This is a genomic window from Labilibaculum filiforme (assembly GCF_002843315.1).
In the GTDB taxonomy this organism is placed as follows: Bacteria; Bacteroidota; Bacteroidia; order Bacteroidales; family Marinifilaceae; genus Labilibaculum; species Labilibaculum filiforme.
The window spans coordinates 48182-65349 of sequence record NZ_MVDD01000020.1; the positions used below are offsets into that span (position 1 = coordinate 48182).

A 17168-nucleotide genomic window follows, 5' to 3' on the forward strand; every position below is an offset into this window, starting at 1 on the left:
AAAGATGAAGTCGGGTTTGGGCGGAAGCCCAATTGTCAAAATCATTTAGGACAAGATTGTCTCACGAACTATTAAAATAGATATAAAAGAAAAGCTTCGGACCTAATCCGAAGCTTTTTTTGATCCAAATATCTTAGTTACAATTTTACTGGTCTTAATTTCTTTTGTTGATTTGTTTCGGCTCAATAACATGGGACCCGATACACCAAGCGAAAGTGCTGTTAAAACAAAAAAGGCTTTTAATCCGTTATCAAAAGTCTCCTGCAGCAATTGAAGAAAAATAGTATGATCATTTTCTCCCGTTAAACGGATAATTCCCAACATCATGCGATAGGTAAATGCTCCAGGAACCATTGGAATAACTGCAGGAATCGCAAAAATGAAGGGTGGCGAATGTCTTAAATGAGCCGCTACTACGCTTAAAAAACCAATAAGTAAAGCGCCCATAAAAGAGCTAAGAATGATGTTTGTTCCTAATTTTAAACAGATTAGCTTTAGGGTGCCACCCAAAGCGCCCATAATAAAAATAACCCATAATGTTCGTGGAGGAACATTAAAGAGTATTGCAAAACCAGTGGCTGCAAATCCCAGCCAAATCCATGTCTCAAATAAATGAATCCACTCCATAGTTTAAATATTATAAATAAGTATTGCTCCCAATAATCCTAAGGCAATCGAAAGAGCGATAGTTAATCCATTTATTCCTCTTACTACACCGTTAATAATATTGCCATCTAAAAGGTCTAGTAGCGAATTTATTAATGGAATTCCAGGAATGAGATATAAAACAGAGGTGGCAAAAGCAAATTCGGGGTTATTGCCAATTTGAAAATAAACAGTAGCTCCAGAAATAAGCGAGCTCACAAAAGCTGCTGAGAAAATGCATAAATACGGATTAAATTCTCTCTTCGCGGCTTCCTGTCTTACAAATAAGCCAACAAAGGTTGCCACAAATGCTACTAGCATTTCTATGGCTTCTCCACCAAATAGGCGACAGAAGGAAGCTCCGGCCAAAGCCACCATTATTAAGGTTACAATTCGAGGATAATGAGAGCCGGATTTTAGCCGATCAATTTCCTTACGAACCATTTCTAAGCTCCAATTCTCTTCTACAATGTGCCAGCTCATTCTACTAAGTCCACTCACAATTTTAAAATTGACACGGTGACTCGAGGTTTGTTTTAGTCTGCTAAAGAATTGATCCGACTCTTTGTTGTATAGGGTTAGCATTAATGCATGATGCGTAATCAATAATTCTGCACGGTAGCCATAAGTACATGCAATTCGCATTACGGTAACCCGGATTCTAAATGTATTTGCTCCGGTCTCCATCAGTAAAGCTCCAACCTCAAGCAGAATTTGACACAACTCATTAATCTTATCTTTTTCGGATAAAATCATCGTTTTTATATTAAAATAATAATAATTTGATAATTGATAACTCTCAATCCTTCTACTATACAGTTAGTTAGTGAATTCCGGCTTGCTGTTTAACTGTTGAAATCTACATTTTAATTTCGTAGTTAAGTCAGCAGAAAAAAATTTACTGATAAGCTGTTTCGAAGTATATGTTTTAAAAGACACAAAAAGTTATAGTTTGCAAATGTAGTTATTTTAAGAATTCCAGCTTTGAAAGGAGGAGGAAATTAGGCGCTGATTTTTCACCCTGTTTATTGGTATAAATAGTATTTCTCCGATTTTTTCAGGAAAGAAGTTTTAGGTGCATCCCAAAGTTCTTTTATATCACTTACCAGAAAGTTTTCGGAAAATCTTCTTCTTATTTCTTTACTCCCACATACTTTATCAAACATGCTTAGTCGCGAGGATTCACACATTTCAAATGGATTTTTATTAGGATATAACTGGTGACATTCCTGCATCACGTAAAATTGAATGAGAGAGATGGGCGCCTGCTGAATGTCGGTAAAATGCAATTGAACGCCATGTAGCATATTATCTTTCCCAACAGAATAGTAGGCTTTATAGTGTACTGGTCGAAAAAGTACGCCTGCAAGTTTCAAATTATTTAAGTTGGTGGATAGCTTGTCGGCATCTATCCATTCGGCTGCAAATAATTCGAATGGTTGTGTGTAGCCAACACCAATCGATATGGTATACAATTCGCCAAGTATGCCCGATGATGCATAGTAAATTGCACTCATAGCATTTGGAATGTGTGGTGATGTAGGAACCCAAGGCAAACCGCTTTCCTGAAAAGTCATGTTTCGTTTCCATCCTTCCATTGCTACCACTTTCAATTTACATTTTTTACCGTCTTTTAGTAAGCCTTCTTCGTTTAAGTACTTAGCTAGTTCTCCACATGTTAGTCCGTACACATAGGGAATTGGGAACTGACTCACAAAAGATATTTGCTTGGGTTCCACTAAACAGCCTTCAATTTTATTTCCTCCAAAAGGATTTGGTCGATCGAGTACAATAAATTCTACATTATTTTCGGCACAAGCCTCCATGAGCAATCCCATACTGCTAATGTAGGTGTACGAGCGAACACCAATATCCTGAATGTCGTATACAATAGCATCCAAATCATGTAGCATTTTACTATTTGGTTTTTGTTGTTTGCCATATAACGAATACACCTGAATACCAGTTTTTTTATCCGTGTAGGTGGCTACTTTCTCTCCGGCAGCATGATCTCCTCTTATTCCATGTTCAGGACTAAAAAGAACTTTCACCTCCACATCTTTACTCGCGTGAAGTAGGTCAATGGTCGAGACTAGATTTTTATTCACTCCCGTAGGATTGGTAATTATTCCAATCTTTTTTCCCTTTAAAGTGGCGAAATTGGTTTTTTGTAGTACATCTATGCCTGTTTCTACTTTTTGAGCCAGGAGGGATGTTTGTATAGATAGGAATTGGATACCGACTAAAAGAAGGGAATATCCGAATCTTTTTACAGTATGCAATGTATTGTTATTATTCATGATGAGGGTTTTTTAAGTTTTTGCAGTTTCGATACTTGTTTTCTGAAATATTCCATTGCAAAACTAATAAATTTTATATTTTTGTAACATGTATGACAACTTATCAATCTTTCTAAAATGATTATGGTTGGTAACATTATTTTTTGTTCGCTTTTTGCTTTCTTTTTATTGCTTATATGCCATTAATGGAAAGTAAAACAAATTTAGCCTTTTTAATCGAAACAGCTGAGTTTACAATCGGCGGTGATACGTTAGGGTGACAATTACAGCTAGAAATTGGTAGAAAATTAAGGAAGTTTATTTTACGTTGGATGGAGAGGATGATTTAGGGAATTAAAATAGCTCGCTTAACTATAGCTGATAGAGAATATCGAACTTTAGAGGTTGAACTTATTAAATGAGAGTAACACATAGCTAAGGATGAGTAAAAAAGGAATCATAGGAATTTTGTTTGTTCTGATTGCATTTGGTGCAATGGCAAAGAAAAAGTCGCCTGCAAGAGAGATGCGCGCAGTTTGGGTGGCAACAGTCGATAATATTGATTGGCCCTCAAAGCCAGGTCTTTCTGTCGAGGAGCAAAAGAAAGAAATGATTTCTCTTTTGGAGCAGCATCAAAAGAATGGAATGAATACCATCGTATTTCAGATTCGACCAGCTACCGATGCGTTTTACCAATCACCTTACGAGCCTTGGTCACAGTGGTTAAGTGGCGAGCAAGGAGTTGCTCCCGATCCGCTTTACGATCCCCTTCAATTTATAGTTGAAGAGTGTCATAAAAGAGCAATGGAACTTCATGCCTGGATGAATCCATACCGAGCGGTTTGTAATTATCAAAGGGCAAAAACAGATCCTAATCACATTACAAATCAGCATCCAGAATGGTTCTTAACCTACGGAAAACATAAGTATTTTAATCCTGGACTACAGGAAACTCGGAATTACGTGTCTAAAATAGTTGGAGATGTTGTTCGTCGGTATGATGTAGATGCCATTCATTTCGATGATTATTTTTATCCCTACAAAATAGCGGGAGAGCCATTTCCCGATTCTTTAAGTTTCACTAAAAATGGTGGGGCGTTTTACCCGAACCAAATTGATGATTGGCGCAGGAATAATGTCAATCAGGTGATCCAACAAATTAACGATACCATTAAATCGATAAAACCATGGATGCCTTTCGGAATTTCTCCTTTCGGAGTTTGGCGCAACAAGGATATGGATAAATCCGGATCGAAAACAAAAGCTGGTCAAACCAATTACGACGATTTGTATGCCGATGTTTTGTTGTGGTTAAAAAACGATTGGATCGATTATGTAGCGCCACAAATATATTGGCACATTGGTAAAAAAGTTGCCGACTATAAAGTAATTGCAAAATGGTGGCGAAAAAATTCTTTTGGAAAGCCTTGCTATATCGGACATGGGGTTTATCGATTAGATTCTCTTTCAAAAGATAAGGAGTGGCAGAATAGGGATCAAATTATCAGACAAATAAAAATGAATCGTCGTGGGAAGGGAATAAATGGAAGTATGTTTTTCTGTTCGAAGAATTTTACCGAAAACCGATTAGGAATTAATGATGCTTTACAAGCGGAAGTGTATTCATATCCTGCGTTGCATTTAGAAAATACCAACTATCAACAAGCTAGCTTGAAAGCGCCAAAGGTGAAAGGGAAGAAGGGGGGGGTAACTTGGAATTCTGTTGAGGATGCTGTTTACTATATAGTCTATCAGTCGTCTAAAAAATCCCTTAAAAAAGGAAAGGTGTTTTGTATTACAACTTCCTTAGGGCTAGAAATACCTAATCAGGAGGAAAGTTTGTTCTATTCTGTGAAAGCAATAGATAGAGGGCATTTTGAAAGTGCAGCTAGTAGTTGGATTAGAGTTGGACAATAAGAGAATCGTAATAAATGGTTTTTAAATAAGTCGATATGGTCGATAAGTGTGTGTTTTGAAACATGTTAAACGATTATTGGAAATCAATGGATGTGTTTAAATTTGGAATCATGTAAGATGTAATACCAATTAATGTAAAAATGAGAATTACAATTTATTTTATGATTATTTCCCTTGGATTTGCCTGTAGCAATAGTCATAAATTGTTGCAGGAAGCAAATCAAATTTCTCAAGCTATAAAGTTGCAGTTTGCTCCGGATAGTCGTGAGGCAATTTTTAGTCCTAATTTTTCGATGAATCGAAATAATGAATTAGTGGTTAGGGGAGAAACATCTTTACAGGAAGCCAAATTAGAATTGTTGGCTACTTTGGAGGCTTTGGAGATTCATTTGGTTGATAGTTTGACTCTTTTACCAGAGAAAAAACTTGGCGATAAAAATTGGGGACTCATCAATTTAAGTGTTGTGAACTTGAGGGCGAATCCAAAACATTCGGCCGAGCTTGTTTCTCAAGCCATAATGGGTACTCCGGTTAAATTGATGAAAGAAGAGCAGGGCTGGTATCAAATTCAGACGCCAGACAAATATATAGCTTGGTTGGATAAAGGGGCAATGGCTTTAAAAACAAAACAGGAAATGGAGGCATGGAGAAATACTGAAAGAGTTATTTTTCTTCCCGATTTCGAGGTAGTTAAAGATCCTGCAAAAAAGGAAGTGGTTACCGATTTAGTTGCCGGTGCAATTCTTAAAATTGAAAAGGAAAACAAAACAAGTTATGATCTGAGCTTGCCGGATGGAAGAAAGATTCAAGTCGAGAAATCGAATTGTGAGCGATTTGCAGATTGGAAAAATCAGGAGCTAAACGATAGGTCTCTCTTAAGTGATAAAGCAAAAGAATTTATTGGTCGTCCATATTTATGGGGAGGAACTTCGGCTAAGGGAGTCGATTGTAGTGGGTTTGTGAAGGCTGTTTATTTTATGAATGGAATCATTTTAGCCCGCGATGCATCCTTACAATTTCTTCATGGCGATACAATTTCTCCAGAGCAGGGGTTTTTAGAATTAACCGAGGGAGATTTGGTTTTTTTCGGAAGAGCCGAAACGGCTAAGAATGAAATGAAAGTTACTCATGTGGGAATGTATATGAATAATGGAGAATATATTCATTCTTCGGGCAGGGTTCGCATTAATAGTTTCGATCCCGAAGCCGAAAATTATAATGATTACAGGTCGATTACCTGGTTAGGTGGCCGACGAGTTTTAAATAGAATTGGAGAACCAGGAATTAGTAAGGTGTCCGAACACGAATGGTATTAAGAAAAGAAGTAAGAATGACAATAAATAGAAGAAAATTTTTAGGAAATACTGGATGGTTAGCTGGTGCCGCATTTTTACTTCCTGCAATTAATTCTTGTGGAGTAAACGGAAAAAGCAAATCGGGACACATAGGGAAAGGTCTGAAGCTTAGTTTCGAAGCTTATGAGCTGCAACTGAAACACGTATTTACCATTGCATCCTTTTCTAGAACAACCACGCCCGTGATGTTGGTGAAAATTGAGTGGGATGGAGTGGTTGGTTACGGTGAAGCATCCATGCCACCGTATTTGGGTGAATCTCACGAAACGGCTGCGAAATTTCTTAATGCATTGGATTTAAAACAGTTCTTGGACCCTTTTCGACTGAATGAAATACTGAGCTATGTAGATACGGTAGCCGAAGGAAACTGTGCAGCCAAGGCTTCGGTTGATATTGCTTTACACGATTTAATTGGAAAGTTGATGGAAAAGCCCTGGTTTAAAATCTGGGGTTATAATCAGGAAAATACTCCGCTTACTACATTTACCATTGGTATGGATAAGCCCGATGTGGTAATAGAAAAAGTAAAGGAAGCAGCTCCTTATAAAATGTTAAAAGTAAAAATTGGCCGTGGTACCGATGAGGAGATGATTTCTACAATTCGCAAAATTACTAAGGTTCCTTTGTGTGTTGATGTGAATCAGGGTTGGAAAGATAAACACGAGGCTTTAGATAAAATTCATTGGCTAAAAGAACAAGGAGTTGTGTTTGTTGAGCAACCAATGGATAAGAATAATTTGGAAGATATGGCTTGGTTGACTCAACATAGTCCCCTGCCAACTATTGCAGATGAGGCTATTCAACGTTTAGATGATGTGGCGAAAATGCATGGAGTTTATTCGGGTATTAATATAAAATTGATGAAGTGCACAGGAATGCGCGAAGCTCACAAAATGATGAATGTAGCCCGTTCATTGGAAATGAAAGTGATGATAGGATGCATGACGGAAACGTCTTGTGGTGTTAGTGCGGCAGCTCAACTGTCGCCTATGGTTGATTGGGCCGATTTGGATGGAAATTTATTAATATCAAATGATCCTTTTAAAGGAATTGAAATTCTCAACGGGAAAGTAATCTTGCCCAATCGTGCGGGAATTGGAGTCATAAAAATATAAGTAATTTTTAATTATTTCTTGCTAATCTAAATTAAACACTATGAGAAAAATTGCATGCTTTACGTTAATCATGCTTCTTGGCTGGCAGGTGTCCTGGGCACAGGATTTGCTGGTTAAAGGTGTGGTTACCGGTGCAGAAGACGGGTTAACTATCCCGGGAGTTTCGGTTGTAGTAAAAGGTACAACCAACGGAACAACTACCGATTTTGATGGAAAATACGAAATCAAACTTGGAGCGAATGCCATTCTGGTGTTCTCTTATATCGGAATGAAACCATTTGAGTTTACTGTTGGATCTCAATCGGTTGTTAATGTGGCATTGGAAACTGATAATTTCGCGATGGACGAAGTTGTAGTTGTTGGTTACGGTGTACAAAAGAAAAGTGATATTACTGGTTCTGTAGCAAGTATTAGTGCTAAGGATTTGGAAGATCAGCCAGTATCCAATGCAGCAGCTCTCCTACAGGGACGTGCAGCGGGTGTTATGGTTACACAAACTTCGGGTGCGCCTGGTGCTGGTTTATCCGTTCGAGTTCGTGGAACAGGTACTGTGAATAACTCATCGCCTCTTTATGTGGTGGATGGTATCTTTTTGGACGATATTTCCAGCTTAAACCCATCTGACTTTAAAAGTCTTGAGGTGTTGAAAGATGCTTCTGCAACGGCTATTTATGGTTCAAGAGGTGCGAATGGTGTTGTTTTAATTACCACCAAAACAGGTAATACTAAGGATGTAAAAGTTCAATTAGAATTAATGACTGGACTTCAAAGTGTTTGGAACGAACCAGATCTAATGAATACAGCAGATTGGTTGGCAACTTATAATGCTGCACAAACAAATGCCGCTGCTTTTACAGGTTCAAGCGCTTACAAGCCGCTAATTCTTCAATCGCCATCCGATAATACAGGAAACACAACAGATTGGTTCGACGAGCTTACCCGTGTTGGTAAAATCTATAAAACGAATGTTACCTTATCAAAAGGAGATGAATCTTCAAATACTCTATTTAGTGCAGGTTATTTACAAAACGAAGGTGTTGTTTTAAATTCTAAATACGAGAGAATTAATGCTCGTTTGAATAACAATTACAATATTGGTTCAAAAGTTAAAGCAGGTATTAATGTTTCATTATCACATACCAATACCGATCAGGTGAATGGAAATGCTATTAATGGTATTTTAACTCTTGCTCAAAGAATGGATCCAATCACTCCTGTTTATCAGGAGTCTGGAGAGTATGCTTCAACACCATATTCCGACTTGGCGAATCCTGTTGCTATTTTGAATAGAGACGTTAGGGAGAATTCTGCTCTTTTAATTCTAGCAAATTCTTATTTGCAAGTGGAGCCAATTAAAAATTTGATTATTAAATCATCGGTAAGTTTAAATATTTCAAGATCTAAAGAGAAGACTTATTTGCCTTCATATGATTATGGAAATGAAAAAAACATTACCAATAGTTTGTCGAAAACAACTAGGGAGTTTAATGGTTTCTTAAGTGAGAATACGGTGTCTTACAATATGAATATTGAAGACCATAATATTAGCTTACTTGCTGGTTTTACAGCAGAAAAAAATAAGTCTGAATATTTAGGAGCTTCTCGTAATAACATTCCAAATGATAATGAGGAGTTACAATATATTTCTGCTTCTACTGATTTAGAAAGTACAAATGCCTGGAATTCAGGCGTTGATACCAGAATGTATTCTTATTTAGGAAGAGTAAATTATAATTATGCGGACACGTACTTCTTAACAGCGTCTTTCCGTCGGGATGGTTCTTCTGTTTTCGGTCCTGATAAGCGATTTGGTAACTTTCCTTCCATGTCTTTGGGGTGGAAATTAAGAAATGAAAAATTCATGGATTTTTTACCGGAAGATGTGGTGAATAGAATTAAAGTAAGAGCTGGTTGGGGACGTGTTGGTAATGCTAAAATTGATCCGTATTCATTTGCCTCTACTGTTCAAAGTAGCGATGCTTTGTTAGAGTATAGCTATGTTTTTGGTGATAAAGAACAAGCAGGAGCAGCTTCAGTTAAAATGGCCAATTTGAAAGTGCAATGGGAAACTGTAGAATCTACAAACTTTGGACTAGACTTGGCATTTTTGAATGATCAATTGACATTCTCTGCTGATTATTTCAAAAAAGAAACCAAAGACATGTTGGTTCAGGTTCCAATACCTCAATATGCTGGATACGATGGAAGTCCATATGTAAATGCAGGTACGGTGGAGAACAAAGGTTTTGAATTAAATCTTGGTTACAGAGGAAAAATTGGAAATGACTTAAAATATTCAGTAAGTGTAAATGCTTCTCATGTAGAAAACGAAGTGACCAGTCTTGGTGGCGGAGTACCTATTTGGAGTGGTAGCGTAAGTTTGGTTGGTAATGTTACAAGAACTGCTGAAGGATTTCCTATTGGAGCATTTTATGGATATGAGGTTGATGGTGTATTCCAAACAAATGCTGAAGTTGCTTCAAGTGCGCAATCAAGTGAGCCAATTGGTGCTGGCGATTTTAGATTTAAAGATCAGTGGACAGATAAAGACAACGATGGTGTGAAGGAAGCTCCTGATGGAGTCATAAATGGGGATGATCGTGTTCAGATTGGGGATCCAAATCCGGATTTGTTTTATGGTGTTAATATCGATTTGGCCTATAAAGGTTTTGATTTGTCTATGTTTTTTCAAGGTGTGACAGGGAATGATATTTTTAACGGTTTTAAATATTATAACTACGCGGATATCAAAAGATTTGGCTTGGCTTCCGATTATAAAAATCATTGGACAGCGCAAAATAAATCGAATGAAATGTTTGGATTAAATGCTTCTACTGTTGAGAAAAATTTGAGAGCTTCCGATTTTTACGTGGAAGATGGTTCGTATTTACGTTTGAAAAACATTCAGTTAGGTTACACTTTTAAAGATCTTACTCCTTGGATGTCCAATCTTCGAGTTTATTTCTCTGGACAAAATGTATTTACAATTACTGATTATTCTGGTTTGGATCCTGAAATTGGTGCTTCTAGTTCTACTAGTCCATCATTAACTCAAGGAATCGATTATGGAACTTATCCACAAGCAAGAATTTTTTCAATTGGAGCTAATTTAACTTTCTAATGTTGATGAAAATGAAGAAAATAAGAAATATAATATTAGCAGGGCTTTTGATATTCTCATTGGGAGCCTGTGATGAAGACTATTTGGATACCGTAAAAATCGGGGAACAAACATCTGGTAGTTTTTATTCGAACGATGCCGAGCTTATAAAAGCGGCGAATGCCTGTTATGCTCCAATGTGGGAGTATCACTACAATTGGGGAAGAACTTCTCTAAATAATTCGACTACTGATGATGCAGTAGATAGAGAGGATTTGCCTTTACGTCAATTTACTTTCGATGCTACGGGTTTTCTTTTCACTTACAATTACCGCTATAATTATAGGGGAATATTAATTGCAAATCAATTGTTGGCGAATGTAGAAGGAAAAGATATTTCTGGAGTGAAAGATAAAGATTTGCAGGATCGTGTAGTTGGGGAAGCTAAATTTATGAGAGCTTATTACTACTACGATTTGGTTAAGAATTATGGTGGTGTTCCTTTAGTAACAGTTCCTTTGTTGGGAGGTGATTTGAATCAAACTCGTGCAACCTCTGCAGCGGTTTATGCTCAAATTGAAACAGATTTAAACGATGCTGTTGCAGCACTTCCTTTAAAATCGGTATACGCTGCTTCTGGTGAGTTAGGTAGAGCAACAAAGGGTGCAGCTTTAGGTTTGTTGGTTAAGGTTTGTGCATCGCAAGCAAGTTCAGGTTTTGCTACTCAAGATTTTTACAATGAAAACAAATGGGAGGATGCTAAAACTTATGCAGAACAGTTATTTGCTTTAGGTACTTACGATTTGTACCAAGGGGCTTATCATGATCTATTTTCTGAAGCCGAAGAGAATAATGAAGAATCAATTTTTGAGGTTCAATTCTACGATTCTCCACTAGATGACGGTGCTTATACGAATAACGGTAATTTTACCACTTTCTTAAATATGCCTTGGTTAGGAGCAGCCGATCCTTATGGTAGATATCAGGCTACTTACGATTTGTATTTAGAGTTTGAGAATGGGGATCCTCGTCGGGATGCTTCATTAATTAATTCGCTTCAATATGCCGATCAATGGATTTTGGAAGGTGAAACTCCTGGTGTAGTTGCTGAAGACTTGACTGGTTTTAGTAACTACAAACATTACCTATCTAAGGAGCAATATTTAAATTTGGGTAATTTCAGAAATTCACCGGTTAATGAAAGAATCATTCGTTTGTCAGATATCTATTTGCTATATGCTGAGGCTTGCTTTCATACCAGCGATGAGGGAACTTCTAGAATATATTTAAATAAAGTTCGCGAACGTGCTCGTCAAGGAAACGCTTCTATTTTAGCCGACATTACCGTTTCAGGAACAGCCTTGTTAGATGCTATTTATCATGAGCGACGCGTAGAGCTTTGCGGAGAAGGTCACAGGTTGCACGATCTGATTAGAACTGGAAGGTTAGAGAAAGAGCTTAAGACAGACGGTTATAAGGTAAAGGCTAGCATTACCCGCGATGGTCTTGGTGGATATGTGGTAGCCGATTCAGGTGAACCAATTTTTAAGGCAACAAACTTAAAAATGCCAAAAAATATTTTCTTTCCTCTTCCACAAAGTGAAGTGGATAATTCAGGAGGACTAGTTGAGCAAAATCCTGGATATTAATTCAGGTACTATGTAGTAGTAGTGTGTAACAGGGGTTCTTCGGAATCTCTGTTTTTTTGTGGTATATAAAAGCTTTCTTATTTTTTACTATCTTCATCAGATACCATTATAGTTCGTATTCGAACACTTTTTTGTATTAATAGCGGACAATACTATTTTTATCAGACCTTAAGGATATGGCTTTAGGTTTTGATTTAAAGAGATATAGTAATTTTGGTATTCGATTTGATTAAAAAAAGTAAAATATGTACCGAGAGATTTCAACTTATAAGTTTTTTTTATTTCTAGCGCTAATTAGTTTCTGGGCTTTTAAAGGAGAGGCTCAGGAAAAGAAAGAGGAGCTAAGTTCGGGAGCATTTACCTCCTACGATAAGGTGTTTCGTGGCAATGTAAAAGATCTAAATATAGAAGATTATACCGATGGACCTCATTTTTTTTGGATCGATAGTGTAACCGTAAAATCATGGGTTATCGATCATGAAAAAGAAGGGAATACCTTAGAGGTGAAACAAAAGAAAATAAAGATCAAGACCGATTCGGTATTGGTGAAAGGACAAAGGGCCGATAAAAATGAGTATTGGTTGCGTAAAGGAGAGTATCCTGTTCAAAGTGCGGAATACTCCGAAGTATCCAAGTTATTGGCAATTGGCGATGTGCACGGAGAGTATGATGTAATGGTAAATCTATTGCGTAATCTTGGCGTAATTAATGAAAATTTAGATTGGAATTGGGGTAACGGACATTTGGTTTTTATTGGTGATATTTTCGATCGTGGTAATAAGGTAACCGAGAGTTTGTATCTAATTAAGAAATTACAGCAACAGGCGAAGGAGCAAAAGGGTAGAGTCCATTTGTTATTGGGAAATCACGAAGTGATGATTTTGATGAACGATTCTCGTTATGTGGCACCAAAGTACAAGAACATGTGCCAAAGATTAATGTTGAATTATCCGAGGTTTTTTGCTGCGGATACGGAATTGGGAAAATGGTTACGATCCTTAAACTCGGTGGTAAAAATTAATGATTTGCTATTCGTGCATGGTGGCCTATCGCCCGATTTGGTCGATAAAGGGCTTAGTCTCGAACAAATCAACATGGATATTCGAAAGAGTTTGGGGAAAGAGAATGAAATGACACAGGAGGAATTAATGAAATCGGTTTATTTTCCTGGCAACCCATTATGGTATCGTGGTTATATCATGAAATCGAGAAGCTACTCAATTATAAATAAAGAGGAGCTGAATAGGGTGTTGTCCTACTATAAGGCAAATCGTATTTTTTTCGGACATACCGAGGTGGAATCCATTCGATTTTTACACGACAATAAAGTGGGCGCAATAAATGTTCCAATGGGTTCTTCCGAAATCGAACCTCAAGTAATGTGGATCGAAAATGGGAAATTCTATCGAGGCTTTATCGATGGAAAAAGAGAGTTAATAGAGTTGTAATACCATAAAAAATAGTGTAATGAATAAGTGGGCTAATTGGTTTCGAAAGGAGAATAAATGGAAGCAGAACTTCTTTGCAAAAATTAGTTTAATTTTATTGTTACTTATTTACTCTGTTTCGGCAAGTGCTATCTCAAAAAAGGATAGGGATAGTCTATTGCTCCTGCCACTATTTAAAAACGACCAGCTTCTTAAATTAGAATTGAAAGCCGACTTTTCGTGCTTGTTAAATGATGTTGGGGAGAATCGTGACTACCATAAATGCCAATTTAAATTAGATGACCATGATAATTTATCAGGAATTAAAATAGAAGTTGAGGTAATGACTCGTGGCAATTTTCGTAGACAAAAGCAAAATTGTAATTTTCCACCTCTGCGTTTTAAATTCCCCGAAAAAGCGATTGTTGGAACCGAGTTCGAGGGACAAAGCAAGTTAAAATACGTCAGTCATTGTCAATCTAATCTTGGTGGTTTCGAGCAAAATACCATAAAAGAATATCTTATTTATAAGATGTATAATTTAATCGAGGCACATAGTTATCGGGTACGTTTGTCACAGATTTTATTTATTGATAGCATTACTAAGGATAGTATTAAAAGGTATGGTTTCTTTTTAGAGGATAGAAACGATGTTGCTGCTCGAAATGGTAAAAGCGTATTGCACTACAAAAATATCAAGCAATACAACATGCTTCGAACCAATATTGTAAAGCTTTCTTTATTTCAATTAATGATTGGAAATTCCGATTGGAACGTGGAGCGTTTGCATAATATTGATATCCTATCGGTCGATGAAAATAGTATTCCAATGGCCGTACCATTTGATTTCGATTGGTCGGGAATAATTAATCAAGCTTATTTCACCTTAGATCCGGCTATTGCTCCTGATGCGAAGTACAAAAGAAAATACAAAGGCTTCAGGTGGAGCGATAAGGACTTAGAACTAGCTTTTTCCGATTTTTATGAATTAAAGGAGCCTTTCTTAAATTTAATTTTGGAGTGTAAATATCTGAATAAAGAGAGTAAGCTGGATGTAAGCGAGTATATTTTAAAATTTTACGATTTAATTGCGTCCCCAAAGGACGTGAAGAAGTATATCCTGAAAAATTCACCGAAAATTCCAACGGGGGGATAAAAAAGACATTTTTATTTTTATAAAAGTGATTTTTTGAGCGCAAACGATAAAAATATAGGGCTTCTGCTCTATATTTATCGTTTTTTATTTTTTAGGCCTTGTTTTTTTATAAGGCTTAATTGTAAAATTGATTTTTTTTATTCACATTTGTACTGTTGTAAAAGGGGGGTGTTGAGTAAAAATTAAATTCTTTTTTGCTGAGTACCCCTTTTTTTTCAATACGGATTAAAATATCAATAACTAAAATTTTTACGTTTATGGCCACTATTAGATTTAAAGCGTTAGGAGAGTTGCTTAAAAGGGAAGCTAAACATGTTACTTTACCATCCAATAAGGTAACAGATTATTACGGTGAATTAGTTTTTAATGTAGAATCCATGAGAAAGTATCTTTCTAAAGATGCTTTTCGTGCAGTGATGACTGCAAACCAAAAAGGCTTGGCGGTAGATCGAAAAATGGCAGACGGAATTGCGGCTGGTATGAAAGCTTGGTCGATTGAAAAAGGTGCAACTCATTATACTCACTGGTTTCAACCATTAACAGATGGTACTGCTGAAAAACATGATGGATTTATTGATTATGGAGATGGCGGTCATATGATCGAGAATTTTTCTGGTAAACTATTAGCTCAACAAGAGCCAGATGCATCTTCTTTTCCTTCAGGAGGAATTCGTCAGACATTTGAGGCACGTGGTTATACTGCTTGGGATGTTTCGTCTCCTGCTTTTATCGTTGGTACAACACTTTGTATTCCTACTATATTTATTTCCTATACAGGGGAAGCGCTTGATTATAAGGCTCCTTTGCTAAAAGCATTAGCCGCTGTCGATGAAGCTGCTGTTGGTGTTTGTCAATATTTTGATAAAAATGTAACCAAAGTTCATACAAATTTAGGTTGGGAACAAGAATATTTCCTTATCGATGAGGCTTTGTATCAGGCTCGTCCCGATCTTGTGCTTACAGGTCGTACCTTAATGGGACACTCTTCTTCTAAAGATCAGCAATTAGATGACCATTATTTTGGATCTATTCCTGAGCGCGTTACTGCTTTTATGATGGAATTGGAAGTGGAATGTCATAAATTAGGAATTCCTGTAAAAACTCGTCACAACGAGGTAGCGCCAAGTCAGTTCGAATTAGCTCCTATCTACGAAGAGGCTAACCTTGCAAATGATCACAACCAATTATTAATGGATGTGATGAAAAAAGTTGCTCGTCACCATAAATTCCGTGTTCTTTTCCACGAAAAACCATTCTCAGGTATTAATGGATCAGGAAAACACAACAACTGGTCTCTAGGAACAGATACTGGAGTAGTTCTTTTGGCACCAGGTAAAAATCCTAAAGCAAATATTCAGTTCCTTACCTTTGTAGTAAATACCTTGATGGCTGTTTATAAAAATCAAGATTTGTTACGTGCATCCATACTTACCGCTTCTAATAGCCACCGCTTAGGTGCTAACGAGGCTCCTCCATCAATTATTTCAGCATTCCTTGGCGATGAGGTTTCTCGAATGTTAGATAGAATTGTTGAAGAAGTTGGAGAAAGAAAAATGACTCCCGACGAAAAAACAGCTCTAAAATTGGGTATTGGTAGAATTCCAGAAATTATTTTGGATAATACCGATCGTAACCGTACTTCTCCATTCGCATTTACAGGAAATCGTTTCGAGTTCCGTGCTGTTGGATCATCGGTGAATAATGCTGCTGCAATGACAGCTTTAAGTGCTGCTGTTGCCGTAGAGTTAAAAGAATTTAAAATAGCTGTGGATGATTTAATCGAACAAGGAATTAAAAAAGACGAGGCGATCTTCCAAATTCTTAAGAAAATGATTATTGAGTGCAAACCAATCCGTTTTAATGGCGATGGTTATTCTGAAGATTGGTTGAAAGAGGCGAAGAGAAGAGGCTTGACAAATATAACAAGTGTTCCTGAGTCTATTGCTCAGTACCTTGCTCCTGCATCTAAAAAATCTTTAATCGGAAGTGGTGTAATGACCGAGAAAGAATTAGAAGCTCGTGTTGAAGTGGAAATGGAAAAATTCACTAAGAAAATTCAAATCGAAGCTCGTGTTCTTGGCGATTTAGCAATTAACCATATTGTACCAACAGCGGTTGCTTATCAAACTAAGCTAATTCAAAATGTACAAGGGTTAAGAGATATTTTTACAAATGGCGAGTACGAAGAATTGTCTGCCGCTCGTAGAGAATTGATTAAAGAAATTTCTATTCATATTAGCTCAATTAAAGCAAAAGTGAAAGAAATGGTTGATGCTCGTAAAGCATGTAATGTGTTAGAGGAAGGTGTTGAAATGGCAACTGCTTACGATGAAAAAGTTCGTCCATACCTTGCAAGCATTCGTTATCATATCGATAAACTTGAATTAGTAGTGGATAATGAAATGTGGCCATTACCAAAATATCGTGAATTGTTATTCAATAACTAATTGAAACAACAATATATATTGAAAAAGGATGTTCATAACTTGAACATCCTTTTCTGTTTTATGTAAGAATCAGTCAAC

At 36.9% G+C, this 17168-nt stretch carries 11 protein-coding genes; 8 read left to right on the forward strand and 3 right to left on the reverse strand.

The features are described 5' to 3' along the window. Positions 1-102: 102 nt before the first annotated feature. The 3 genes from BZG02_RS17905 to BZG02_RS17915 all read right to left on the reverse strand — a co-directional run bounded on the left by BZG02_RS17905 (position 103) and on the right by BZG02_RS17915 (position 2945). Complete coding sequence (locus BZG02_RS17905) at positions 103-627, reverse strand: threonine/serine exporter family protein (protein ID WP_101263119.1); 525 nt, start codon at positions 625-627, stop codon at positions 103-105. A 3-nt stretch (positions 628-630) separates the two neighbouring features. Next, on the reverse strand, positions 631-1401 hold the full coding sequence (locus BZG02_RS17910) for a threonine/serine exporter family protein (RefSeq protein ID WP_101263120.1): 771 nt from the start codon (positions 1399-1401) through the stop codon (positions 631-633). Between the two features lie 269 nt (positions 1402-1670). Beyond that, positions 1671-2945 carry an exo-beta-N-acetylmuramidase NamZ family protein gene (locus BZG02_RS17915; RefSeq protein ID WP_101263121.1) on the reverse strand — a complete coding sequence of 425 codons (1275 nt, stop codon included), beginning with the start codon at positions 2943-2945 and terminating at the stop codon, positions 1671-1673. 420 nt (positions 2946-3365) lie between these two features. Between BZG02_RS17915 and BZG02_RS17920 the strand changes: the two genes are divergently transcribed. The 8 genes from BZG02_RS17920 to BZG02_RS17955 all read left to right on the forward strand — a co-directional run bounded on the left by BZG02_RS17920 (position 3366) and on the right by BZG02_RS17955 (position 17090). Continuing rightward, on the forward strand, positions 3366-4841 hold the full coding sequence (locus BZG02_RS17920; RefSeq protein ID WP_245868132.1) for a glycoside hydrolase family 10-like protein: 1476 nt from the start codon (positions 3366-3368) through the stop codon (positions 4839-4841). A 140-nt stretch (positions 4842-4981) separates the two neighbouring features. Beyond that, positions 4982-6157 (forward strand): C40 family peptidase, encoded by a 1176-nt coding sequence (locus BZG02_RS17925; RefSeq protein ID WP_101263122.1) that lies wholly within the window; start codon positions 4982-4984, stop codon positions 6155-6157. 14 nt (positions 6158-6171) lie between these two features. Beyond that, a complete protein-coding gene (locus BZG02_RS17930; RefSeq protein WP_101263141.1) occupies positions 6172-7311 on the forward strand; it encodes a dipeptide epimerase in 1140 nt (379 codons plus the stop codon). Positions 7312-7351: 40 nt separating this feature from the next. Then, entirely contained in the window at positions 7352-10432 is a 3081-nt protein-coding gene (locus BZG02_RS17935; RefSeq protein ID WP_101263123.1) for a SusC/RagA family TonB-linked outer membrane protein, read from the forward strand. A gap of 11 nt (positions 10433-10443) precedes the next feature. Continuing rightward, complete coding sequence (locus BZG02_RS17940; protein WP_180335778.1) at positions 10444-12060, forward strand: RagB/SusD family nutrient uptake outer membrane protein; 1617 nt, start codon at positions 10444-10446, stop codon at positions 12058-12060. Between the two features lie 245 nt (positions 12061-12305). Then, a complete protein-coding gene (locus tag BZG02_RS17945; RefSeq protein ID WP_101263125.1) occupies positions 12306-13508 on the forward strand; it encodes a metallophosphoesterase in 1203 nt (400 codons plus the stop codon). A gap of 19 nt (positions 13509-13527) precedes the next feature. Then, positions 13528-14643 carry a hypothetical protein gene (locus tag BZG02_RS17950; protein WP_101263126.1) on the forward strand — a complete coding sequence of 372 codons (1116 nt, stop codon included), beginning with the start codon at positions 13528-13530 and terminating at the stop codon, positions 14641-14643. 257 nt (positions 14644-14900) lie between these two features. After that, positions 14901-17090 (forward strand): glutamine synthetase III family protein, encoded by a 2190-nt coding sequence (locus BZG02_RS17955; RefSeq protein WP_101263127.1) that lies wholly within the window; start codon positions 14901-14903, stop codon positions 17088-17090. The last annotated feature ends 78 nt before the right edge of the window (positions 17091-17168 follow it).